Origin of the sequence: Bowmanella denitrificans (genome assembly GCF_002887595.1) — a bacterium.
GTDB classification, from domain to species: Bacteria; Pseudomonadota; Gammaproteobacteria; order Enterobacterales; family Alteromonadaceae; genus Bowmanella; species Bowmanella denitrificans.
The window spans coordinates 682,062-706,665 of the sequence record NZ_PEBU01000002.1 but is presented as its reverse complement, the minus strand read 5'-3'; the positions used below and the strand labels follow the sequence as shown (position 1 = coordinate 706,665).

The following is a 24,604-nucleotide window of genomic DNA, read 5'->3' as shown; positions in this document are numbered from 1 at the left end:
GCTCCCTTTAACCTGTGTATTGACAGTGGGTCTTTAAAAAGTCGTTATGAGATGGAGAGTCTGCCACCCATTGAGATACCTGTGATTGCATAAAGGCCAGATGTTTCTGCAGATAATCCATCGGCATATTGTCTGCTCTTGGATGATAATTCTGTGGGTAAATGGCAAAGCCATTAAAAATGGCCAGCCAACTGTCACGGCCAAATATCTCCCATGGGTAGGTAACAATTTCGCCATTGCGTAAATATCGATTGAGTTTGTCCTGTAGAAGTTCAGGGAGTGCCATGTTCCGACAGTACTCCCACATTGCACCGCTGCGTTGATTGGCTTTGTAATGCAATATAATAAAATCCCTGACTCGTTCGTACTCCATCGCTGTCACTTGATTAAAACGCTGCACATCCTCTTTATGGTATTTAGGCTGTCTAAACGTCATCAGCAGTTTATCAATGGCTGTTTCAACCAACGCAATACTGGTCGACTCCAGAGGCTCAAGAAAGCCAGCAGATAAACCAATTGCTACGCAGTTGCCTTTCCATGCATGGCTGCGACGTCCAGGGGTAAAACGGAAATGTCTGGGGTCATGTAATAGTTTACCTTTGATATTGCTAACCAGAGTATTTCTGGCAGTTTCATCGTCAGTAAAACTATCGGCATAAACATGACCATTGCCTTGCCTATGCTGCAATGGAATAGTCCATTGCCAGCCGGCAGACCTAGCAGTAGCAATAGTTCGGGATGGTGGGGGACCGACTAACTCACTTTGTACGGCAAAGGCACTGTTACAAACCAGCCATTGGCTCCAATCTTCATAGCCCACTTCTAATGCACCAGCCAACAACAAAGAGTGAAAGCCCGAGCAATCAATATACAGATCGGTTTGAAGATATGTACCATCCGAAAAAATCAATGAACTGATCTGCCGCTTTTCGCTGTCGGTCTTTACTTCGACTATCTCATTATCAATTAATTTTACGCCATTGGAGATCGAAAACTCGCGCATTAAATGAGCAAACAATGCGGCGTCAAAATGCAGTGCCCAATCGTATATCTCTAACTGGCTTGTGGGTTTATCAATAGGTAACTTGAATTTATTTTGGCTTGCAAGTTGAACGCCGAGGGAAAACTGTTCAAGTGGGGCTGCGCCTCCGTTAGCTTTTGCGCGTAGCCAATAATGGTGAAATGGTACTTCTTTGGTTCCCTGTCCAAAAAGCCCAAACGGATGGATAAAAGAGGTATCGGGTTTATACCAGTCCCTGAATTCGATACCTAATTTACAGGTACCCGCAGACGCTTTAAGTACCTGAAGATCAGAAAACCCTAATTTTTGATAGAACCGCCTTAAAGTTGGAATCGTAGCTTCACCAACGCCTACTGTGCCTAATTTACTGGACTCCACGACGGTTATATCTACGGGCTGATTCTTAAAATGATGGCTCAATGCGGCCGCTGTCATCCAGCCAGCGGTACCGCCACCTACAATAGCAATTGAGGCAACGTTTAATGTTTCAGCCAAAGTCTCTACTCCTCAACAACATGCAAACCATTATTATCATCTTAAATTATGAAAAAAAAGACCGCAGTGTTAACCACTGCGGTCTTTCAGCCATGCTGCGCTACATTCCTTAGAATGTTACACGGGTACCCAACGTCCAACGTGCTTCATAAACGTTCTGGAACGCTTTTTGCGCTGGAACTTCAATGTAGGTTTGCTGGTATTCTTCAGTGATGTTTGAACCATTCAGATAGAAGCTCACACTATCGCTAAAGTTATAGGTTGCATTGAAATCAAGTTGAGAATAGTCATCTTGATACAACGCAGTACCGCTAGAGCTGGATGTAATCAGGCGAGGGCTTCTGGAGTTCCAGGCCAATCGCACAGAAAACTCATCCTGCTCGTACCACAATACTAAGTTATAAGTATCTTTAGACATGCCTTCAAAGGGCAGGTCTTTATCAAAGATGTCTTTTTTGTCTTGCTCACTGTCGCTGTAAGTATAGTTAGCATCCAAGCCGAAATTACTCAGAATGCTGTCTTCAGAGACAAAGTCACTTAGTGCAATTTTGGTTCCGATTTCATAACCGGTTACATTACCACCTTCACCTTGCACACTGGCTGTGAATGGATGACCTACATCACCGTCCACGGCCGGATCACCTTCTCCGCGCACAACACCATCAGAATCAGGCTCTTCTACATAGATGGTATCTCTAAAGGTAAAGCTTTCGATATCAATCTTGTAGGTAGCGACATAAGCCATTGATGCACTGCCGATATACCATTCACCTGACAATGACCAGTTGGTGGATCTCCAGGGATCCAGTTGAGGGTTACCATTCAGGTTACCGTTTTCAACGCGCATACAGTTACAGGCTTCGTTGAAGACCATACCCACAACTTTTCCTTCACCCCATTGAGAGAGGTTAAGTGGCTGCATGTTCTTAGAGTAGGCGGCACGCACTATGATGTCATCTGTCACTGAATACGCCAGGTTCACAGAAGGCAGGTAATCCCTGTAACCACGATCTGTTACCGCGTCACCAATATCTGGTCCCAGACCAGAGTGGGGCAGGTTTGGACCGACAAGGTTTTGTTTAACATAAAGGTCGGTATCAACCATCTTAATACCGGCATTACCTCTTAGTTTATCAACCTCAAAATTAGCTTGAACAAAATAGGTAATCTCATCCAGACCCACATCATAGGTAGCACCACCGTTTTCCACACGGGCAACGTTACCAAATACGCGTTCGTGGAATGCACGGGGATCGCGGAAGTTTTCTGCGTCTATTACCCAAACACCAGGAATACCTCTGACATCACCAAAATTAGTTTGCCAGGTCGTTGTGGTGTATTGATCCAAACGAGTCGGAGCTAACAGAGTATAGGGAGTCCAAACACCATTGACGTGCTCACCCGTTCCATCGACTTCATAACAAGGGCTACCTTCGGCTGCACCATTATATGTTTGGTCTACCGCTTTCCACTGTGCAATATCACAACCATCTCCAAAGTCTGACGTGTAGGTGAACTGATCATGATCCACTTTACGCTGACTATATCTCACACCAAAATCGATGCTGGTGATGTAGTCATTATCAAGCTTGTAGTTCCATTTTGTACTTAATGTGCTTATTTCACCTTCATCATCAGTATTTCCCTCAGAGGAAAACGCACCGATATGATATGAATCGATGTCAGCCATGTAATCCGCAACAGATCTAACCCCTTTACCACCGTTGACCATTTGATCAAAACCGGAGAACACAGGGAATTCACCTGAAGCGTCGTGGCGAATTAAGAAGTCACTGTCCTGAATACCGGTAGAGTAGTTTGCATAACATCCACCCAGATCCCCAACAATTTCCTCACCATTGGTGCAGTAAGATGCGGGATTTAGTCCGCCGGGCCCTGTAACCAAGGAACCCTGGTCGATACTCATGATGTCGCCTTCACCATAACCGTGGCGCATTTTCGCCGTCGCTTTGGCATGAGTCGCACGCACCTGACCCGTCAAATTACCACCATTGTCGTAATCCAACTGCAGGTTGAAGTTCTGTGACTTTTCCTCGTTGATATTTACCTGAGTAAACGTCTGCATTCGGTAAGGAACCAGATCGAACGCATTGGCAGCACGCCAGTTTGCGCCGTCGGTGCCTTTCCAGGTGTCTCCAGTGAATCCTACTGGAATTGAGTAGATATCATTGCCTTGCCAACGGCTGTTATGGTTAAAACCACTACGGTTATTAAATCTGTCCTGATTTGTATAGAAATAATCAGCGGTCAAGGTAAAACCTTCACCCAAATCGGCCTGCGCAGAGAACTGCAATGCCTGACGCTCACGCTCTTCTTGCTTATGGAACGCAGTAAAACCATGAGGCGCAATAGTCCGGTATGACTTGCCATCCGAACCAACTTCGTCTTGGCTAAATGTCCAACCCACACCACCGTTTTCAGACGTATCGTTGTGTCCATTGTAGTCGGTAGCCAAAACAACATCGGTAGTCACTGCGGCAACTAATACCCCGAACTTTCCGTTGTTGTAACTGGCCAAGCCATGAAACATAGGATCATTTTCTTTACTGATTGAGCCACGGTTTAACTCTGCACCACCACTAAATGTATAACCTTCTTCCATATCAAATGGACGTCTGGTTTTCAGGTTGATTGCACCAGCGATACCCGCAGCGTTATGCTTGGCTTCACCAGACTTATAGACATCAACGCCCGAAAACAACTGTGCAGGCAAGTTACCAAAGTCTGCTGCTGATTGGTCAATAGTGGTGGCACTCAGAAATACTTCACCATTAAACATGGTATCTATTTGCGGTAAACCACGAATCTGTACAGGTCCACCTTCACCTGCGACACGCTGAACTTGCACACCAGTGATACGTTGCAGTGAATCCGTTATCGTTACATCAGGCAACTTACCGATATCTGTTGCCGCAATACCGTCTACCTGTGAACCCGCAAAGCGTTTTGCATTTATCGATGCAACACTTGATGCTCTAAGCCCTTTAATCTGAATGACCTCGAGGTTTTCATCCGCACCGCTTGCGGCTTCCTGAGCCATTAACTGTTGTGAACTGAAGGTTGCGCCCACGACCAGAGCCAGCTTAAGCCCCTGCGTGATCTTATTGAGTTTGGTTGATGTCATGATGCCCTCTCATGAAGCTGAATTGTGTGAATGACAACGTTGTCATTTGTTTTTATTTAAAATGACAAGCGCTGCAACAACCAGATGACAGCGTTGTCATGCTGTAAACCTACCGCACAATCGAAAGCTTAGCAACCAGTTTTTTTACAATGTGGTAACATTCGTTGGGTTTTCTTTGTTAATACAAGGTACTTAAAACCCTTATTCTGTAACGTACTTTGGCAAAAAAATCAGTGTGTTCGGGTAAATTCCAACAGTAACTTTTCTTGAGAAATGAAGTTTTCCTCACACAGATGCTGATTATAACGTTTGGCTTGATCTAACAAACTCATTGGTAAAGCATCACCTGGAGTCGCAGTATTATCAGCGTGATAGTCCATACCGTTTAGAATGGCGTACCAGGAAGGGCGAAAGTAAGCCAACTCTTTGTCTCGAGTATGTAGCACTTCATCAACATCTTGCCCGACTCTCCAAGTGTGCATGATTTCTTCTAGTACACGACCTTTATTAACTTGGGAAGCCTGCTGCCAGAATTGGGTGTCCGTTCGTTGACTAGTGACGTAATGGCAGACAATGTAATCTTTGATTCCTGCCAAAAGACTGCTGACCTGCTGGTTTAACTGTTGTTGTTTATCCTGCAATGTTCCGCCTTGGCTATGCATATGATGGATGAAAAATTCTATGCACAGTTGAGTCACCATTAGAGATGTCGCTTCCAGCGGCTCGACAAAGCTCTGTGCTAAACCGATACCCAGTACATTACCCACCCAGGTTTTTTGGCGCATACCGGCGGTAAAGCTCAGATGACGAATACTGCCATCAACCACGTTTTCACCCAATTCACTAATCAGCTCTTGTTCGGCCTGTTCAGGGGAAATAAAGGCATCAGCATAAACATAGCCGTTGCCAATGCGATCTTGCAGGGGAATACGCCAGCGCCATCCTGCATTCATGGCAATAGAATCTGTGAAGGTGAAAGGCGGCGTCTGTTTCGTTGCCAGGGTAACGGCGCGGTTAGTTAATAGTTGGTCAGAAAAGGGGATAAATGGCACTTTCAGTGCCTTACCCAGCAATATTGATTGAAATCCACTGGCATCAATAAACAAGTCCGCTTCAAGGCGCTGGCCGTCATGCAATATTAGTGATGCAACCGCATCACCTTCGGGCACCAATGTGACTCTGTCAACCATACCAAGCTTGTGCGTCACGCCCAAACCAAGGGCAATTACCTTCAGAAATGCGGCCAGTCGATCAGCGGAAAAGTGATAGCCATACTCGGTGTTTATCGCTTTTTGTTGTGATACCGGCGCTTTGTGTTGCCGGACCAGATGGCCGGTAATAAAGTAATCACAAATATCCACGTCAATCGGCATTCCTCGGCGGCGTTGATTTGCCAAATAAAAAAATACCTCTGCTGGTTTAACGTCATCTTTACAATAAAATGGATGGAAATATTGGTCCTGTTTGCCATTCCAATTGCGAAAAAAGATTCCATTCTTATACGTCGCGCCGCAGGCGGGCATCCAGACTGACTCGTCAATCCCCAGCAGAGCCATAAAGCGTTTAAAGTGCGGGGTAGAACCTTCCCCTACACCCACTGGAGGAATTGCCGGCGATTCCAACAACGTCACATCCAGGTAGGGAAGCTGTTTAGCGACGGCACAGGCTGCCATCCAACCGGCAGTACCTCCACCAACCACGATTAATTTTTTTCTTCTCATATTTGTAGCAATAAAGAAGGCCGACCAGCGGTCGGCCTAAACCCTGTTAGAATTTGTAGCTCGCACTTAAATAGTAACGAGAGCCAAATTCAATGGTGTTTTGCGTCAGGTCATAGTTGATGTCATACGACTCAATGGTTTCATTCGTCAGGTTAACCCCTTCCAATGTTACATCCAGCGCTTCCGTAACATGCCAGGTTACAGAGGCATCCACCTGCTGGTAACTGTCGTTTCTTACAGACTGTACGGCACCAACGCCAACCCATTCAGAACGCCAGTTATACGCCAGGCGGGCACTCAACAATTCGTTTTCAAAGAATACTGAACCGTTGAATGAATTTTCAGAAACGCCTGGTACCATTTCTTTGGAACCATCAGGTCGGGTAGTTTCACTATCCACATAGGTATAGTTAGTTATAAAGCCAACACCATTGTCAAAAGTATGTTGTAACTGAAGTTCCAGACCTGTGACTTTTCCTTCACCGCCATTTTGTGGCTGAGTGACGCGGCACTTGTCCCAATCGGCTTCTGATGCACCACAACCTTCAACAAATTGGATGCTTTCCGAATTGAAAACTACATTGGCGATATCTTTGTAAAACAACGCCGCAGAGGCCATAGAGGAGGGCGAGAAGTACCACTCTGCCGCCACATCTATCTGGTCAGCTTCATAGGGTTTAAGGCTGGGGTTACCGCCTTGCGCACTACCAATGTTTGCATCTATCGCCAGGCCTGGCTTCAGATCGCTATAGTTGGTACGAGCCATAACCGAGGAAGCGCCTGCACGCAAAATCACATCATCGGTCAAATCATAGGCAACGTTTACGCTGGGTAGCCAATTGTCGTAACTCACATCATCAGAAAACGCCTGACCACCAGCAAAGCCACGAGAGGCCTGATCGGTGTCTACGTAACGAAGACCGATATTACCGCGAAGGTTTTCCCCTGCGAAGTCAGCCTGAACATAATATGCCAGCATGTCTTCGTTGATTTCGAAGGTATTTCCCAGATTAGCGACTTCTACTAACTCACCATTTTGATACTTCTGGCTGATGAAATCCCACCATCTGTCTTCATCTAAGTAAGCGTAGCTGCTCAGAGTGTGGCCCGATGTTTGTGAGTGCAATCCGGACAGTATGCCACCTGTCCAGTTACTCAGGTTACCGTTGGGTACGAATCCGATGATTTCTGCAGGATTACGATTAAATGCTGTTCTGGCGAAATCACTACTGTTGAACTTCACGCCAGTTTCAACTTTAGTGAAGAATCCATCTTCAAGATCGATGCTCAAGTCTAATTGCGCATAGTTGACATCGTGCTTCTGCACAGTGGTCTCATAGTTGGCTTCTTGCGCATGTTTTAACTGGCTGGCATCTGTTGCATCTAAGGACGTTAACCATACCTGGTATGGTCCTGTTGCATCATAGGTGAAGCCACCGTCTACGCTGCCCTGATTTGGAAAAGCTGGATCGCCGATTCTGTCGCCTTCATCCGTCGCAGGGATCCACCAGGATGAAGAACCTCCTTGTGTACCACCTTCAGACGTAGAGCGACCAATAGTGCCGGAGACTTTGAATCCGTCACCAGTATAAGCGTGAGTCAGATTTAGCACATCAGCCTTCATATTGACCGCATGGCGGACAACCGGGTTGTAAATAATTGAGGCATATGCCGGAAGAATTGTTGCCTTCTCAGTGCCGCCTTTAGCATTGTTTTGCACATCTGTGGCTCCAGCACCACGAGCACTAACCGTCAGGAAGTTGTGGTTTACATGAGGATTGTCAAACTCGAATCTAAAGTAATCTAGTGAGACATCAACAGAATCTGTAGGTGCAAATTGAAGGGTAACCTGAGCACTGGTTCTTTCACGTTCTGCTTTAAAAGCCTGTGAACCAATGCCCCAGGCTCCAACCGTAGACTCTTGGCCGGTGTCCTGATTTTCAGGAAAATACTCATAATAGCCACTCAATGACTCAAGTACATGTCGCCCTGAAGTAAGTTGCTCAATGGAGTAGGCGGCTAGCACACCGAAAGAGGACGCTTCATTTTTCCAACTGGCCAGTCCTGACAAACCTGGATCAGTTTCATCGTATAAAGAACCACGCGCTAATTCACCAGAGATCATGAAGGTGTTTGCATCCAGCCCAAGGGGCTTGCGGGTTGTTAGGTTTACTGTGCCACCTAATGCGCCTTCCTCTAATGCAGCTTCTGGGGTTTTATGGACTTCAACTGCAGACACTTGCTCCGCGGACAACAGCTCCATATTAAAAGTACGTGTCGCCGGACCTAAGTCATACCAGGAAGTACTGGCTACCGTGTTGCCATTCAGCAGAATTCTGCTTTGCTCAGGTGCAGTGCCGCGAATGGTTACGCCGCTTACTTCGCCGTACTGGCGATCCACTGTTACACCAGAGATACGTTGAAGCGCATCACCAATATTTTTATCTGGAAATTTACCGATGTCTTCTGATGTTATGGCGTCAACCACTGTATTGGCGAATCGCTTGGTATTCATCGACGCTTCCAGAGAACGACGGATGCCACGAACCTGAATGGTTTCCACCGAATCCGTTGCGCCTGATGCTGATTCCTGAGCTATTACCACTTGGCTGGCTGTAGTGCTGCCAAGTGCCAATACTAAGCACAAGCCCTGTGTTACTTTGTTCAGTCTTATTGAAGTCATGATGCCCTCTCATGAATTGTTTTGTGTGAGTGACAGCGTTGTCATTTGCTGTTATTAAAAATGACAGCGCCGTTATCACATCATGACAACGCTGTCATTAAGTGCGAAATTACCGCATAGTTAATGAACTATCAATGTGTTTCTTACAATGAAATTACAAGTGTTACCTTTCAATTGTAACAACTTGTCTGTCTGGCTGGGTTGAGTAGTGCTGAATGGATGTTACTTTTTACGCTAGTCAGTTGTTAGTGGCATACGACATCGCAGGATTTGCAACATCCATAAGTAAAGGACTGGCATTTATGCTAATCATCATGTTTACTAACTGCCAATTGAGTCGAGAGAACCCAAATGAAATCAACTATTAAGGACGTGGCCCAATTGGCAGGAGTGTCAATTAAGACGGTGTCACGGGTGATTAATAAAGAAGCGGCTGTCAGGGCTGACACGATTGAGAAGGTCAACGATGCCATTCGGCAGTTACAGTACGAGCCAAATCTGGCCGCGCGTAACTTGGCAGGAACTCGCTCCTATACCATGGGGTATGTGTACGACAACCCCAATGCGTATTATGTTATCGATATGCAAAATGGCATTCTGGCTGAGTGCCGTGACAAGGGCTATGAGCTGATTATTCACCCCTGCAATGCAAATTCACCCACGATAGTTGATGAACTGAAAACCATGATCACCAAATCACAACTGGCCGGGCTGGTGATCTCTCCGCCTTTATCGGAAATGCCTGACGTGTTGGATGCATTGGGTGAAATGGATATCCAGTTTGTGCGAATTATCTCAGGCTCAGGCCATAAACCGGAGAAAACACCCTGTATCTTTGTGCATGACCATGAAGCGGCCTATCAAATCACCCGCCACCTGATCGATTTAGGCCACCGGGATATTGCGTTTATCAGTGGTGATAAAGGTCACCGTTCTACCGACGAGCGTTTGAATGGTTATCGGGCGGCCATAGAAGATGCTGGCATCACCTTTAATCCTGACTATCTTTATGATGGCCGTTACTCGTTTGAGTCAGGTGTAAAAGGCGCGAAGCACTTGCTGTCGCTGGCCAAACCGCCCAGCGCCATTTTTGCCTGTAACGATGAAATTGCAGCGGGTGCGCTATTTGCAGCACGGTTGAGTAATGTTTCGGTGCCGGAGCAGGTATCCATTGCAGGTTTTGAGGACAGTCCCTTTTCGCGCCAAACCTGGCCGAAGCTCACTACTGCAGCACAGCCCACCAATTTAATTGCCAAAAAAGCTGCTAGTCTGCTTATTTCACAAATTATGATTCAGCGATCAGGTAAGGGTAAATTGGAAACCGTTCACCAGCATTTTGAGCCGGAGTTGGTAATCAGAGAATCCACACAACGTCAAACTGCATGAAATACAAAAATATTGTTGTCCTTACTGGTGCTGGTATATCCGCTGAATCCGGATTGAAAACCTTTCGCGACAATGATGGTTTGTGGGAACATCATCAGGTTGAGGACGTGGCTACACCTGAAGCTTTCAAGGCAAATCCTGATTTGGTTTACCGCTTTTACAACCAAAGACGTCAGCAACTTCTTGATGGCTCTGTGAAGCCCAATGCTGCGCATTTTGCCTTGGCAAGGTTGGAACAAGCTTGTGAAGGTGACTTTCTGCTGGTCACCCAAAACGTCGATAACCTGCATCAAACTGCTGGCAGCCAAAGGGTACTATCTATGCATGGCGAGTTACTTAAAGCCAGATGTACCCGAAGCGGTCAGGTGCACCTAATGACTGCAAGTTTCAACGCACAGGATCGTTGCCCTTGTTGTTACCCGGCTAGTGCGCTGCGCCCCCATATTGTTTGGTTTGGTGAAATGCCATTGTTTATGGATGAGATCTTAGCGGCGATAGCCCGGGCAGATCTATTTATATCCATCGGCACCTCAGGCACGGTATATCCTGCTGCGGGTTTTGTTGCCGAAGCAAGTTGGGCGGGGGCTTATACAGTCGAACTCAATCTGGATGCCAGTGACGGATTGTTTATTGAGAAACGACAGGGTAGGGCAACGAAGATAGTCCCTAGGTTTGTTGAAGAACTTTTATTACCGTATTCCCAATAGAGTGTTGTTGATGTTGGAACAAATGCAGCCATACTGGCTGGAGTTTTTAGCTATTGCTACCGTTCACCTGTTAGCGGTAGCCAGCCCGGGTCCTGATTTTGCGATTGTGTTAAAGCACAGTGTCAGCTACGGCAGACGTGCCGCAATATACACCAGCATAGGTATCGGACTGGCTATTCTCTTACATGTTGCATATTCGTTATTGGGTATCGGCCTGCTGATCCAAACTACGCCTTGGTTGTTTAATGTGCTTAGTTATGCAGCGGCAGCCTATCTTGCGTATATAGGATTTAAAGCTATTGGCAGTAGCGCTGCCGGTAAATCAGCAAGCAATGCGCAAAAAGGGCAAATCTCAGACGGCAAGGCCTTTGTTGTTGGTTTCGTCACAAATGGATTAAATCCGAAAGCGACGCTGTTTTTTTTGTCCCTGTTTGCAGTAGTGATTTCTGTTACAACCCCTATGCAGGTTAAGCTGTTTTATGGTGTATACCTGGCGTTTGCAACGGGACTCTGGTTTATTGCCCTGTCTTTCTTATTGGCCGCACAACCTGTCAGACGTTTCCTGCAAAGCAAGGGATTCTGGTTTGATCGCTTAATGGGTATATTGTTAATTTTACTGGCAGTGAAATTACTGATTGGAAATTAGCTGAAAATGAATCTCAAGCGGACTAATCAGCCCTCAGAGACTAATTTCTGGTCTGTTGGGACCTATTCTCCTAAGCATTTCACTTATTCCGGTTCTGAACTGGTATGATATGCCCGTTGTATATGCTTCAGGTCTTAAACATTGGAAGAAAACAAATCACTCATTCTCGGCGGTAGTCTGGCAAAGGCCATGGCAGGTGATTTCACCCTGGATCTTAAAGGTCTCTTGAAGGAGGCATGGGATATCACCCATGTAACAAAATGGGTGATGGTACAAGCCATTTTGTTGGTTTTCTCTTTAGCTTTGCTGGCAGTGATGGTGCTTGCCCAGATTGCTCAGCTAAAGGGATTGGATTTAATGGCTCCAAATGTTCAGTTGATGACAGAGATTCTTCTTACCTTACTGACCGCACCTTTGATTACCGGCCTAATGATGATGGGGGTCAATCATGCTGTTGGCGGTCGTTCCCGTCCATCTCATCTGTTTCATTTTTTGTCCAAAGCCTTGTTGCTCTCATTAAGTGCCTTAATGGTCAGTTTAATTGTGGAGATTGGCCTGCTATTAATGATTGTTCCTGGACTTTACCTCATGATTGCCTGCAGTTTCGTGCTACCACTGGTGGTGGAAAAAGGCATGACGCCGCTACGGGCGATCTATGTGTCCATTCGGGTCGTCAGCTTTAAGTGGCAGCAATTTATCCTGCTCTATCTGTTGTTTGCTTTGTTGTTTGTATTGGTTGTCCTGACTTTTGGTATTGCCATGATCTGGGTTGCCCCCTTTTACTACAACACCAAAGGCGTGCTATACAGAGAGATATTCGGTGTGGCAGTGCGCCTGACCGGACAAAGCGGAGATTCTCAAAATGGTGAATCAATTTTCCATGCCTGATGCTGGCTGGGTAATTAGAGCAGTCTTCATTGCAGTCGTTGGGTTTGCGCTAGTCTATCCATTTTTACACAGAGAGGAACAAGGACTGTTGCCGGAGCCCAAGCAATTGGCCATGCCGGTGCCTGACTTTAATGCTTTTGAAAATGTCGAAGAAAAGAAACAGGCATTCTTCGATTATCTCCGGCCAGCGGTGGAATACCACAATCAGCTCATCTTGCATGACAGGAATATGTTGCAGGCTATTCGGCAAAAAATGATTGACGGGCAACCGCTAACCCAGTTGCAGAAGCGCAAACTGGAAAAACTCAGTCAAACATACAAGCTGGCTAAAGCGCCCACAGATATAGACAGTATCAACCGGTTGTTAAGGCGGGTAGATATCGTTCCGGTAGAACTGGTGTTGGTGCAGGCCGCTAATGAATCCGCTTGGGGAACCTCCAGGTTTGCCCGGCAGGGATACAATTTTTTCGGTATGTGGTGCTTTAGAAAAGGGTGCGGGTTTGTACCTCGACAGCGGGAAGAAGATGCTGGCCATGAAGTAGCCCGATTCCGCGATTTATCTCATGCTGTTCAGGCCTATCTCACTAATATCAACAGTCATTATGCCTACAGCGAACTGCGTGGGATCCGGGCGGGTTTACGTCGTAATCAGCAAACCGTTACTGCTGAATACCTGGTGGAGGGGCTGATGGGGTACTCCGAACGTGGCCAGGATTACATTGATGAGTTGTTACAGATGATTCGAGTTAACAGGAAATATTTAAATTCATGAGAATGCTTTTTCTTGGTCTTATGGCCTTCTCCGGTGCAGCTTTAGCGTCTGAGTCACTGGAACTGGATTACGCTACATTGTATAGCCATACACGCAAGCTGGATAAGGACGAACTGTCGGCCTTGCAATTTGCCTTTGGCTTTATGCATCACCAAAGCAAGCAAATGTGTCACCTTGAATCCGCTTATCTGCATACCCAAAAGCAGGATATTCCTTTGCAGATAACGCAAGAACAAAGATTCACGGTACCTTCTGAAAAAGCTCTCAGCCTGGCTAAAGCCGTTGCAAGATTTGAATTAACCGAACCGGTAAATCAATGTGACATGTCAGTGCAACTGGAAACTAAAGCAGAGTACCTGAAAACAGCATACGACCTGCAGGAGCTAGTTTTGCTGTATGACCAGTACACCGAGTTTTTTGATTCCATGGGCAGCTTTCTGGCGTTTATGATGCCATCAGTAAAGGGATTGGTGCTTCACTTTGATAAAAATATGGCGTCTGACGCTATCTGGCTGAACGACAAATTACAACCTGAGCTGTCTATACGCGAAGGCGAGCTACGTCTAAGTAAAGACTGGTTGGAAAACAAAGGTCAGTTGCGTTTACCTGTAAGGCCATACCGCATTACGGCGATAACCGAGTAAAGAAGGGAAGGGCACCCCTTCCCAAACAAGCACATTAGCTTAGCTGTACGATTTGAACTATTTGTTCTTCATCTATGTCTACAGGATTTTGAGGTGGCCTAATGTCTGGCTGATCAAAGCCAATATCGCCATCTTCAAACGGATGTTCCTGAGTTTTCAGGTCGGCGAAGTTAAACAGCGCAGGATCCGCCAAGTGTGACGGCGTGACACTTTGCAACGCTCTTGCCATATTCTCAATCCTGCCGGGATATTGTTTATCCCACTGCTGCAGCATTTGCTTGATGACTTTGCGCTGCAGATTCTCCTGAGAGCCGCAAAGATTACAGGGAATAATTGGAAATTCCATTAACTCTGCATATCGCGCCAGGTCTTTTTCAGCGCAGTACGCCAGAGGGCGAATGACCATTTGCTTACCATCATCGCTAACCAGCTTAGGTGGCATAGACTTTAATTTTCCGCCATAAAACATGTTGAGAAACAGTGTTTCCAGCATGTCTTCACGGTGGTGTCCTAAGGCAATCTTGGTGGCGCCCAACTCTGTGGCGGTACGATAAAGAATGCCACGTCTTAATCTGGAACATAGCGAACAGGTTGTTTTGCCCTCGGGGATCTTCTCCTTAACGATACTGTAGGTGTCTTCGGTGACGATTTTATAGTCAACGCCCTGGCTGTCCAGGTAGGCCGGCAATACATGAGCAGGGAATCCAGGCTGCTTCTGATCAAGATTGACGGCCACCAGTTCGAACTGAATAGGTGCCACTTTTTGCAGATAACGCAGAATATCCAGCATAGCATAGCTGTCTTTGCCGCCAGACAAACACACCATAACTTTATCGCCATGCTCAATCATATTGAAATCGTCAATGGCTTTCCCCGCGCAGCGGCGCAGTCGTTTCTGGAGTTTATTGAAAGCGTATTTCTGTTTAGCGGTTAAATCTTCTAATCGCGTCATGGGGTACCTCTGCAATGAGGCCGGGATTATACCTGCATAACGCACAAGTTACAGCTCTGCTGATGCTTGGCTTACATCTTGGATTGGGCAATCCTGTTGGTGTTATACCATTTCTCCAGTAGCCGCAGATTCATCTGATTGGCTCGGAAAAACACATCCAGCACGTCCCCAATGATAGGTACCAGACCGACAAAAAAGTCTAACAATAAGTTCACCAGTATGCGCAGCTGCAAACGCAGCGGGGCACCCAGTGCGCGTGCAACGATTAACAGTCTCATTGAAATCAGCACGCTGATAACGTCACCCAGACCTGGGATCAGTCCTATAATAAAGTCCCAGCCGAATCTGATACCAAATAAGCTGAATGCACTGTCACTCCAATTGGCCCAGGATCTGGCACTTTTAAGTAAACGCTGGTGATTTTGCGACGCCATTCTAATTTCAACCTATCTTGAGTAGCGGGCTGTAAATTGACGCTGCCAAGCAGCAGGAATCGGATACCCCATTGCTGTGCATACAACAATGGGGCTGTCGGGAAGGTTAACTTACTTTTGTTGCAATGGGCTGACAAAGCCGTCAGGTTTAACCGTCAGAACATCGCAATCGAGCATATCGATAACATGTTCAGCGGTATTGCCAATCAATGCTGCAGATATACCATGTCGTCCTACGGTACCAATAACCACCAATTCAGCATCCAGTTTTTCTGCCACAGTGGGGATCACATCTTCAGGTAAGCCCTCGCGCACATAACAATGGGTCATATCAATACCATGCGTACTGGCAAAGGTTTTCATCGCATCGATATGGTGGTTTTTCACCGATTGATTAAAACTGGCAGGGTCAAATTCAGGAATTTCGATGGCAATATTTACCGGCGTGCCTGGATAAGAATTCACCAGGTTAACCTGACCGTTGAGGGTGCGGGCAAAATCTAACGCCGTGTGAGTAACCTTCTGATTCAAAGAAGCATGTTCTGTGTCTACTGAACCAACATTGACCGCAGCCAGTATCTGTCCCTGTTCAGGCCAGTCATGTTCCTTAACCAGCAATACAGGAACGGGGGCTTTACGCATTAAATGCCAGTCGGTAGGGGTGAAGATCACTGACTTTAACCCGCTGTGTTGATGAGTACCTTTAATGATCAGGTCATACTGCTGTTCAATGGTCTCATAAATAATGCTTTCAAATGGCCGATTGTGCCATACCACTTTTGCATCAACAGCCAATGATGGGTCGTCTATCTGCTCCGACAGCAATTCGGTCAACCATTCCGTTCTGTCGTCCACCACGGCCTGACGCATAGTTTCGCGTTCGTCCACCGACAGCATAGTGGTCATTTCGTAGGAGAAATCATAAATGGACAGAAAAGCAGTAATGCTTGCGCCGGTTTTACCCGCTATCAGTACCGCTCTTTTTAAAGCTTTCTGTTGTTCAGTGGTAGGGTCAATGACGACCAGCAATTTTTTATAATTAATCATCCATCTCCTCCGGCAGATCCAATGATAGAGCGTGTTGACCTTTTGAGTCTATGTACAAACTACATTTCTATCCAATCAGTATGATTGCGTTAGATCAAGTCCGAAGGGGAAAGTTTTTAACTAGTCGTCGCGGAACTGTCCTGCACTTCCTTAAGCTGCGCAGGTTGTACCAGGGTAATAAATTTGCCATCTACTTTTATCAGGCCCTGCTTTTGAAACTTGGTTAGCAGGCGGCTGATGGTTTCTACGGTTAAACCCAGGTAATTTCCAATTTCCGCACGGGTCATACTGAGACGGAACTGGCTGCCGGAAAAGCCGCGTTGATGGTAACGATCCCCCAGATGCGCCAAAAAATGCGCCAGCCTTTGGTTAGCGGTGCGTTTGTTAAGCAACATAAACATATCTTGATCTGCAAGTATTTCATTGCTCATCAAGCGCATTATCTGTTGTCTCAGCCTCGGTAAATCGCCAGACAAGGCTTCCATGGTTTGGAAGGGGATTTCACATACCATCGAGGTTTCCAGCGCCTGCGCGAAGCTTTTATGTTGTTGGTTGTGAATAGCATCAAACCCAATGATATCCCCCGGTAAATGGAAAGCAGTAATTTGCTCTTCTCCGTCAGGGGCCAATACGAAACTCTTAAAAGAGCCGGAGCGCACCGCGAACAAGCTGTTTAACTTATCCCCGGACTGGAACAATCGCTCATTTTTCTGAAATGGCCGCTTACGCTGAATAATATTGTCGAGTTTATCCAGTTCCTTCTCATTCAGAGTAAAAGGTAAACACAACTGACTGATGCTGCAATTCTGACAGCTGATGGTACATTCGCGGTGTTGATTCATTGTGGCTATAGATAAATGGCCAGACAGATGGCTAGCTTAGCATTTTTTGGCATAGGTGTAAGCGAAATCAACTAACTTCAGGGTCAGGCTTTAACTGCCATCACATAGGGCGATAAAAGCAGCCACAGGGCACTGATCGCTAACAACACCGCAATAATCTGTTTGCTACGCGGATGTGCCAGTAAAGGCCGTAATTGTTGACTAAAACGCCCCAGGGTCAGCAGGGCTGGCAGAGTTCCTAGCCCGAACATCAGCATCAACAGTGCGCCCTGATGGACGCTGCCGGCTGCCAGGCTCCAGGTTAAACTGGAATACACTAAACCACAGGGCAACCACCCCCAGATTATTCCATAAGGCAGCGCCCATGCCGGACTTTTAAACGGAATAAAGCGTTTAGACAGCGGTGCAACCGGCCGCCACAACTTAGCTCCCTGTTTTTCTAACCAGGACAAGCCGCGCCACCAATTGCCGATATACAGCGCCAGGGCCAGCAGAAACAAGCCACTGAGCACATTCAAAATAGCCATGCCGCCCGCAATCTGATGGCTGAAAAGCTGACCAAGTCCGCCGGTTATCGCCCCAGCCAGGCTGTAACTGGCAAGTCTACCGCTATGGTAGGCCAGCTCAAAAGGCAAAGGGGAACGATCTTTGGGAATAGAAAAACTCAGTGCACCGACAATGCCACCACACATCGCAACGCAATGCACACTGCCTGCCAGACCAATAAGAAGTGCAGAAAGCAGCGTCAGATCAGTCACGCTGGTTTTTATCCCCGCCCGAGGGTTTGTCATCATCGAACAGAATGTTGTGGCCCTGACGTTCCAGGTCGTCAAACTGTCCGGACTTTACTGCCCAGAAAAAAATCACGATGGCGATAGTGACAATCACAATCGCAAGGGGAATAAGGATATATAAAATGCCCATTAGGAATCGGCCTTAAGTAGTCGAACAGAATTGGCTACCACAATAATAGAGCTTAGCGACATACCAACCACCCCCAACCAAGGGGTTAAATAGCCGCAAACGGCCAGTGGCAGCACCAACAGGTTATAACCCAATGCCCAGGCCATGTTCTGCTTTATCTTGGTCCTGCTGCGTTTAGCCATATTGAATAACACCGGTAACAGGGTCAAAGAAGGCTTAATTAAAATAACATCAGCAGCATTTTTAGCTAAATCGGTCGCACCACCAACGGCTACTGAAACCTGTGCAGCGGCCAGCACTGGGGCGTCATTAATGCCATCTCCCATCATCAGCACATGCTGTCCTTGGTGCTGTAATTCCTGCATCTTTTTGAGTTTCTGCTCTGGTTTGCACTGACTATATAACTTATCAATCTGTAATGCCTGGCCAATTTTGGCAACATTTTGCTGATTGTCACCACTGATAATGCAATGTTGATAGTGGTTGAGTTGCTTTAGCATCGCAGCAGCATCGGGGCGAATCTGGTCGGTCAAGACAAAGCCCGCCAAAATGCCATTTCGGTCGGCCAGCAACACATTACATGCACTCAGACTATCCGGCACAGGGTGAGACATAAGGTGCTGGCTACCAATCCGGTATTCCTGACCATCAATCCAGCCGACCAGGCCAAAGCCAGGCGTGACCTGCACGTTTTCGGCCAGTGTTCCGGCGTAAGGGGCAAAAGCTTTAGCCAGTGGGTGCTCAGAATAGCTTTCCAGCGCGGCGGCTAAGCGCAGTAACATTTCGTCACTGTGCGCAGACAGATTAATGGTCTGCTGCAAACTAAATTTCCCCTCGGTGAGGGTCCCGGTTTTATCAAAAGCCAGGGTATCTATTTCACATAGGGCCTCTAATAAATCTGCGCGTTTTAATAAAACCCCCTGGCGATTTAATCTGGCCATGGCGCAGGTCAGGGCCGAAGGCGTGGCAAGCCCCAGAGCACAAGGGCAGGTGGCGACCAGCACAGATGCCATAATCCAGAACGCATTGGCATTGCCTTGCGCGTGCCAGAACCAGAAGGTGAGGGCAGAGATCAGCAATACCGCCAGTACAAAATAGCTGGAAATTCGGTCTGCTAATTGCGCAATAGCTGGCTTATTCAGCAGCGCTTCGTCCTGCAAGCGCAGGATCTGGTTTACCATGGCTTCTTTAAGTGGCCTTAATACCCTTATGGTTAATGTGCCGCTCTGATTCAGTGCGCCGCCATACACTTCGCTCCCTGGTGTTTTAGTCACCGGCTCAAACTCACCGGTCAGCATGGATTCGTCAACATGGCTGTGACCATCCAGCACCTGGCCATCCACCGGAATCGTTTCACCTGGCTTAACCAGCACGGTCTGATCCGTTTTAAGTAGTTTGGCCAGTATATCCCGGGTGTTACCTTGTTCTACCAGGGTGGCAGTGACCGGGATATATTTGCTCATATTGGCAGAGATTTGCGCGGCTTTGTGTCTTGCCCGGTGCTCCAGAAAACGGCTGATAAGCAGCAGAAAGATAAACATGCACACAGATTCAAAAAACACTTCGCCACGGGCAAGAACGGTGGCCTTGGCACTGGCAATAAACAACACCCAAATGGCAATACTGACCGGCACATCCATATTCACACCGCCGCTGCGCAGGGCCCGCCAAGCGCCCTGATAGAAGACCGCCCCTGAATAAAACACGACGGGTATGGAAAGCCCCAGGCTTACCCAGTGCATAAACTCGCGGATATCCTCATCCAGATTGCCGAATAGACCGAAATACAATGCAATGGCAATCATCATGACCTGCATGGTCATTAAGCCCGCCAGGCCGATACGTTTCAGATAAGCTCGGTCGGTGTTTTTAAAGTTTTCTTCCTGCTGCTGGGGGTGAAAGGGCTGAGCGTGGTAACCTATTTTTTCAATGGCATTAATAATCTCGCTCAGCGCCACTTGTTGCGGATACCAACTGACAATGGCTCGTCTGGCACTGACATTCACAGCAATCTGCTTAATACCGGCCAGCCTGGCCAGTTTCTTTTCGATAAGCCAGGCACAAGCAGCACAGCTGATACCATCCAGGCTTAATTGTACCTGATTGGTTTTGCCCTGATGAATGACAAACTCTTCCTGCAATTCTGGCTGGTCAAAAAGCCGCAGTTTCTCCAACAAGTCATCGGGCATACTGTCGGCTTTCTCTGCAGGCTCAGTGCGAAAGCGGTAATAGTCATCCAGGCCGTTGGCTACAATGGCCTCTGCAACCGCCTGACAACCGGGGCAACACATAGGTCGCATCTCGTCCAATATACGGGTCTGGTAACGGCCGATTTCCGTTACCTGCTGATGACAGTGAAAACAGATCAACGACATTGCCTGCATTAATTAGGGGCGAAAAATAATAGGGGAAGCTTGAGGCAGTCCTACATCCTGTAAAATACGCCATTGCTTGTCAAACGGCTCCAGGGTTAACTTCCATTTACCTTTCAGTGGATGTGCCAGCGGCGCGCTGAATACCCCGTCTGCATTTTGCGTGAGCAACAAATTAAAATCTTTATCTGCCAGGGTGGGGTGCTGAAAGTGCATGGACAAAGCCGCACCGGTGTTGGGGGCACCCTGCACAAATTCCAAACGCAAGCTTTCATCACTGAATTGCAGACGTATATCTATACCCAAATCCCTGGCGTGCTGGATTTTCTCCAGATTCATATTAATGCCTTTGCCTTCCTTGTAGTAGTCATCAATCACCATGCTGTCCTCGCCGCCCAGAGCCAGCATCAGCATTTTGGTGCTGAGTATGATAGACGTAACGGGAATGGCAATAAGGAACCAGGGCCAGAATTGTTTATACCAGGGGGGAGGTGTTTGACTCATAACGTCTCTAAATAGTCCAGGCTGTACTGCAAAAACGCGGTGCCAGTTTAGGGTCCGTGGCCATGTTGATCATGCGCCAGGTCAATAAAAGTGGCATTTTACCCTTGTCAGCTAAAAAATGCTGCCCTTGGCATACAAAAAAGCCCCGCATAAGCAGGGCTTTGGCACAAATTTGCGATGAATTACTGTTCTTGCGACAAGCTATACACGTAAGCCGTTACCAGATGGATCTTGTTCTCACCAAGAATGTCCTTCCAGGCTGGCATTACGCCATTTCTGCCGTGGGTAACAGTTTCGGTTACGGCCATTTCGCTACCGCCGTACAACCAGATGTTGTCTGTCAGATTCGGCGCACCAAAGGCATAGTTACCTTTGCCGTCCTGACCATGACAGGCCGCGCACATGGCAAAGCGACTCTCACCGGCTTCAGCCAGAACCGGGTCAACCTTACGGCCACTCAAAGACAGTGCATAAGCCACCACTTCTTTTACGCCTTGTTCGCCCAAAGAATCAATCCAGGCAGGCATGGCGGCAATGCGACCGTTTCTCAGCGTTTCTTTGATTTGCGCCGGGCTACCACCGTACAACCAGTCATTATCCGTCAGGTTAGGGAATCCACGCTGACCACGAGCATCCGAGCCATGGCACTGCGAACAGTTCTGCAGAAACAGGCGCTGACCAACTTTAAGCGCTTCAGGGTCGGTGGCCAGATCTTCAACGCTACGCTTAGCATAGGCTTCAAAGATAGGGCCAAAACGCTCTTCGGCTGCGGCAATGGAACGACTGTATTCATTCAGGTTGCCATTGGCCAGATCTTCGGCATGTGCCTGCTTGGATTCTGCCAGGCTGCGAATATTCTGGTTGGAACTTTCCCAGCCAAGCAGGCCGGCGAAATTACCCAGACCAGGATACAGAGCCAGGTAAATCACGCCCCAAACAATAGTGGCGTAAAACATAATGGTCCACCAGCGAGGCAATGGATTGTTGATCTCAACAATACCGTCGAACTCGTGATGCATATCGTCGCCTTCTTCCACGCCGGTCTTGTTTTTCAAGCACCAGCGTAACAGAAGGAAACAGCCCAGAATGGTCCCCAGGGTAATAACGGAGACCCAGATACTCCAAAAGCTACTCATTGTTAGATGACTCCCGCTTTTTGTTTGCCTCGGCTTTTGGCTTTTCGTCGTCAAACACCAGGTTTGCCGCTTCTTCAAAGCCTTTTTGGCTGCGCTTACTGTAAGCCCACAGCACGATGGCAATAAATATGACTAATATGGCCAACGTCCAGATGATATTAACTGTTACATGGTCCATGTTATTTCAGTGCCGTACCCAGGGACTGCAGATACGCGATCAAGGCTTCCATTTCGGTTTTACCTTTCACGGCAGCCTGAGCGCCAGCGATATCTTCATCCGTATAGGGCACACCGAAATCGCGGAAGACTTCCATCTTCTTGGCGGTCAGTTTGCCATCCAGGGTGTTTTCTGCCAGCCACGGGAATGCGGGCATGTTCGACTCTGGTACCACTGCACGGGGATCGGTCAGGTGGACACGGTGCCATTCATCACTGTAGCGACCACCAACACGGGCCAAATCCGGGCCTGTACGTTTCGATCCCCACAGGAATGGGTGTTCCCACACTGTCTCGCCTGCCACAGAGTAGTGACCATAGCGCTCAGTCTCGGAGCGAAACGGACGAATCATCTGACTGTGGCAGCCCACGCAACCTTCACGGATATAAATATCACGGCCTTCCAATTGCAGGGCAGTATAAGGTTTCAAACCTTCAACCGGCTCAGTGGTCTGACGTTGGAACATCAATGGACTGATTTCCACCAGGGCCCCGAAGCTGATAACCACCAGAATCAGGATCGCCATTAAGCCGGTATTTTTTTCGACTAGTTCATGTACGTTTTTCATTTGCTGCATCCCTTATGCCGGTTGTGCTTCTGCCTGCAAACTGCCTTTAGGCGCACGGATGGTGCGATAGCAGTTGTAGGCCATAATCAGCATACCTGTAACGACGAAGACACCGCCCAGGAAGCGCACAAAGTAGAACGGCTTAGAGGCTTCAATACTTTCAATAAAGGTATAAGTCAGAGTGCCGTCAGTGTTCACCGCACGCCACATCAGGCCTTGCATAACACCAGAGATCCACATGGCAACGATATATAGCACCACGCCAATGGTTGCCAGCCAGAAATGCACGTTCACCAGCTTGGTGCTGTACATCTTAGGTTGACCAAACAGAATTGGGATCAGGTGGTAGATTGAGCCGATAGACACCATTGCCACCCAACCCAGGGCGCCGGAGTGCACGTGGCCCACTGTCCAGTCTGTATAGTGGGACAGGGCGTTAACCGTTTTGATTGCCATCATTGGCCCTTCGAATGTGGACATGCCATAGAATGATAAGGACACGATCAGGAAGCGCAGGATGGGGTCGGTACGCAGTTTATGCCAGGCACCTGACAGGGTCATGATACCGTTGATCATGCCGCCCCAACTGGGAACAAACAGAATCACAGACATCACCATACCCACAGACTGCGCCCAGTCTGGCAGAGCAGTGTAGTGCAAATGGTGCGGACCAGCCCAGATGTACAGGGAGATCAATGCCCAGAAGTGAATCACAGACAAGCGATAAGAATAAACGGGGCGACCGGCTTGCTTAGGTACAAAGTAGTACATCATGCCGAGGAAACCTGCCGTCAGGAAGAAACCAACCGCATTGTGGCCATACCACCACTGCACCATGGCATCCACTGCACCGGCATACAAGCTGTATGACTTAGTGAAAGAGACCGGAATCGCCATGCTGTTGGCAATGTGCAGTACCGCAACCGTCAGGATAAAGGCGCCGAAGAACCAGTTTGCCACATAGATATGCGATGTCTTTCGGATCACCATCGTGCCGAAAAAGTTAATCGCATACGCCACCCATACCAGGGTAATCAGGATGTCGATGGGCCACTCCAGTTCCGCGTATTCCTTGGAAGAAGTCAAGCCCAGCGGCAGGCTGATCGCGGCGGCCACAATAACGGCCTGCCAGCCCCAGAAGGTAAAGGCTGCCAGTTTGTCACTGAACAACTTCACCTGACAGGTGCGCTGTACTACGTAATAAGATGTGGCGAACAGAGCGCAGCCACCAAATGCGAAAATTACCGCATTGGTGTGCAATGGTCTTAATCGCGAGTAGGTAAGCCAGGGTGTATTAAAATTCATCTCTGGCCAGATTAGTTGTGAGGCGATCAATACGCCCACTGACATGCCGACAATTCCCCAAATCACCGTCATGACGGCGAATTGTCGCACTACTTTATAATTGTATTCGGGATGTGCTCGACTGGTTTCACTCATCGTCTTGGTTCTTCCGCTGCTCGTTGGAATGTTTTATTACCCGTTAAACATAGGTAAAAA

Annotated in this window: 22 protein-coding genes; 6 read left to right on the top strand and 16 right to left on the bottom strand. The window is 47.6% G+C overall.

The window, feature by feature from the left end:
* Positions 1–7: 7 nt before the first annotated feature.
* From CSR04_RS06675 to CSR04_RS06660, 4 genes are all read right to left on the bottom strand, one after another.
* Positions 8–1,516, bottom strand: a complete 1,509-nt coding sequence (locus tag CSR04_RS06675) for a tryptophan halogenase family protein (RefSeq protein ID WP_102795460.1) — start codon at positions 1,514–1,516, stop codon at positions 8–10.
* A gap of 109 nt (positions 1,517–1,625) precedes the next feature.
* On the bottom strand, positions 1,626–4,661 hold the full coding sequence (locus CSR04_RS06670; RefSeq protein ID WP_102795459.1) for a TonB-dependent receptor: 3,036 nt from the start codon (positions 4,659–4,661) through the stop codon (positions 1,626–1,628).
* A 230-nt stretch (positions 4,662–4,891) separates the two neighbouring features.
* Positions 4,892–6,382: a tryptophan halogenase family protein gene (locus CSR04_RS06665; protein WP_102795458.1), complete on the bottom strand. Its 1,491-nt coding sequence runs from the start codon at positions 6,380–6,382 to the stop codon at positions 4,892–4,894.
* 46 nt (positions 6,383–6,428) lie between these two features.
* The gene (locus tag CSR04_RS06660) at positions 6,429–9,065 is read right to left on the bottom strand and encodes a TonB-dependent receptor (RefSeq protein WP_102795457.1); all 2,637 of its coding nucleotides are present in this window, start codon (positions 9,063–9,065) and stop codon (positions 6,429–6,431) included.
* Between the two features lie 351 nt (positions 9,066–9,416).
* Here CSR04_RS06660 and CSR04_RS06655 point away from each other — a divergent pair, with 351 nt between their 5' ends.
* The 6 genes from CSR04_RS06655 (at position 9,417) to CSR04_RS06630 (ending at position 14,108) form a co-directional block, all read left to right on the top strand.
* On the top strand, positions 9,417–10,451 hold the full coding sequence (locus CSR04_RS06655) for a LacI family DNA-binding transcriptional regulator (RefSeq protein ID WP_102795456.1): 1,035 nt from the start codon (positions 9,417–9,419) through the stop codon (positions 10,449–10,451).
* The gene (cobB, locus tag CSR04_RS06650; protein WP_102795455.1) at positions 10,448–11,158 is read left to right on the top strand and encodes a Sir2 family NAD+-dependent deacetylase; all 711 of its coding nucleotides are present in this window, start codon (positions 10,448–10,450) and stop codon (positions 11,156–11,158) included. The genes CSR04_RS06655 and cobB overlap by 4 nt, the downstream gene beginning before the upstream one ends.
* 10 nt (positions 11,159–11,168) lie before the next feature.
* Positions 11,169–11,804, top strand: a complete 636-nt coding sequence (locus CSR04_RS06645; protein ID WP_102795454.1) for a LysE family translocator — start codon at positions 11,169–11,171, stop codon at positions 11,802–11,804.
* A gap of 141 nt (positions 11,805–11,945) precedes the next feature.
* On the top strand, positions 11,946–12,692 hold the full coding sequence (locus CSR04_RS06640; RefSeq protein WP_146027113.1) for a hypothetical protein: 747 nt from the start codon (positions 11,946–11,948) through the stop codon (positions 12,690–12,692).
* A gap of 88 nt (positions 12,693–12,780) precedes the next feature.
* Positions 12,781–13,464 carry a glucosaminidase domain-containing protein gene (locus CSR04_RS06635; protein WP_172449261.1) on the top strand — a complete coding sequence of 228 codons (684 nt, stop codon included), beginning with the start codon at positions 12,781–12,783 and terminating at the stop codon, positions 13,462–13,464.
* Positions 13,461–14,108: a DUF2987 domain-containing protein gene (locus tag CSR04_RS06630; RefSeq protein WP_102795451.1), complete on the top strand. Its 648-nt coding sequence runs from the start codon at positions 13,461–13,463 to the stop codon at positions 14,106–14,108. Before CSR04_RS06635 ends, CSR04_RS06630 begins: the two co-directional genes overlap by 4 nt.
* Positions 14,109–14,142: 34 nt before the next feature.
* On the opposite strand, the gene ttcA is transcribed toward CSR04_RS06630, so the two are convergent.
* The 12 genes from ttcA to ccoN form a co-directional block, all read right to left on the bottom strand.
* Positions 14,143–15,060, bottom strand: coding sequence for a tRNA 2-thiocytidine(32) synthetase TtcA (gene ttcA, locus CSR04_RS06625; RefSeq protein ID WP_102795450.1), 918 nt, complete (start codon positions 15,058–15,060; stop codon positions 14,143–14,145).
* A 71-nt stretch (positions 15,061–15,131) separates the two neighbouring features.
* Entirely contained in the window at positions 15,132–15,494 is a 363-nt protein-coding gene (locus CSR04_RS06620) for a DUF4112 domain-containing protein (RefSeq protein WP_102795449.1), read from the bottom strand.
* A gap of 111 nt (positions 15,495–15,605) precedes the next feature.
* Complete coding sequence (gene uspE, locus CSR04_RS06615; RefSeq protein WP_102795448.1) at positions 15,606–16,541, bottom strand: universal stress protein UspE; 936 nt, start codon at positions 16,539–16,541, stop codon at positions 15,606–15,608.
* 116 nt (positions 16,542–16,657) lie between these two features.
* Entirely contained in the window at positions 16,658–17,383 is a 726-nt protein-coding gene (fnr, locus tag CSR04_RS06610; RefSeq protein ID WP_102795447.1) for a fumarate/nitrate reduction transcriptional regulator Fnr, read from the bottom strand.
* An 83-nt stretch (positions 17,384–17,466) separates the two neighbouring features.
* Positions 17,467–18,141 carry a sulfite exporter TauE/SafE family protein gene (locus CSR04_RS06605; RefSeq protein WP_102795446.1) on the bottom strand — a complete coding sequence of 225 codons (675 nt, stop codon included), beginning with the start codon at positions 18,139–18,141 and terminating at the stop codon, positions 17,467–17,469.
* Entirely contained in the window at positions 18,134–18,307 is a 174-nt protein-coding gene (gene ccoS, locus CSR04_RS06600; RefSeq protein WP_102795445.1) for a cbb3-type cytochrome oxidase assembly protein CcoS, read from the bottom strand. Before ccoS ends, CSR04_RS06605 begins: the two co-directional genes overlap by 8 nt.
* Entirely contained in the window at positions 18,307–20,682 is a 2,376-nt protein-coding gene (locus tag CSR04_RS06595) for a heavy metal translocating P-type ATPase (protein WP_102795444.1), read from the bottom strand. The genes ccoS and CSR04_RS06595 overlap by 1 nt, the downstream gene beginning before the upstream one ends.
* Positions 20,683–20,694: 12 nt before the next feature.
* Positions 20,695–21,183, bottom strand: coding sequence for a FixH family protein (locus tag CSR04_RS06590; RefSeq protein WP_102795443.1), 489 nt, complete (start codon positions 21,181–21,183; stop codon positions 20,695–20,697).
* Positions 21,184–21,365: 182 nt separating this feature from the next.
* A complete protein-coding gene (gene ccoP / locus CSR04_RS06585; RefSeq protein ID WP_102795442.1) occupies positions 21,366–22,319 on the bottom strand; it encodes a cytochrome-c oxidase, cbb3-type subunit III in 954 nt (317 codons plus the stop codon).
* On the bottom strand, positions 22,312–22,497 hold the full coding sequence (locus CSR04_RS06580) for a cbb3-type cytochrome oxidase subunit 3 (protein WP_102795441.1): 186 nt from the start codon (positions 22,495–22,497) through the stop codon (positions 22,312–22,314). Before CSR04_RS06580 ends, ccoP begins: the two co-directional genes overlap by 8 nt.
* A 1-nt stretch (position 22,498) precedes the next feature.
* Positions 22,499–23,104 (bottom strand): cytochrome-c oxidase, cbb3-type subunit II, encoded by a 606-nt coding sequence (ccoO, locus tag CSR04_RS06575; protein ID WP_102795517.1) that lies wholly within the window; start codon positions 23,102–23,104, stop codon positions 22,499–22,501.
* 12 nt (positions 23,105–23,116) lie between these two features.
* A complete protein-coding gene (ccoN, locus tag CSR04_RS06570; protein ID WP_102795440.1) occupies positions 23,117–24,544 on the bottom strand; it encodes a cytochrome-c oxidase, cbb3-type subunit I in 1,428 nt (475 codons plus the stop codon).
* Positions 24,545–24,604 lie beyond the last annotated feature (60 nt).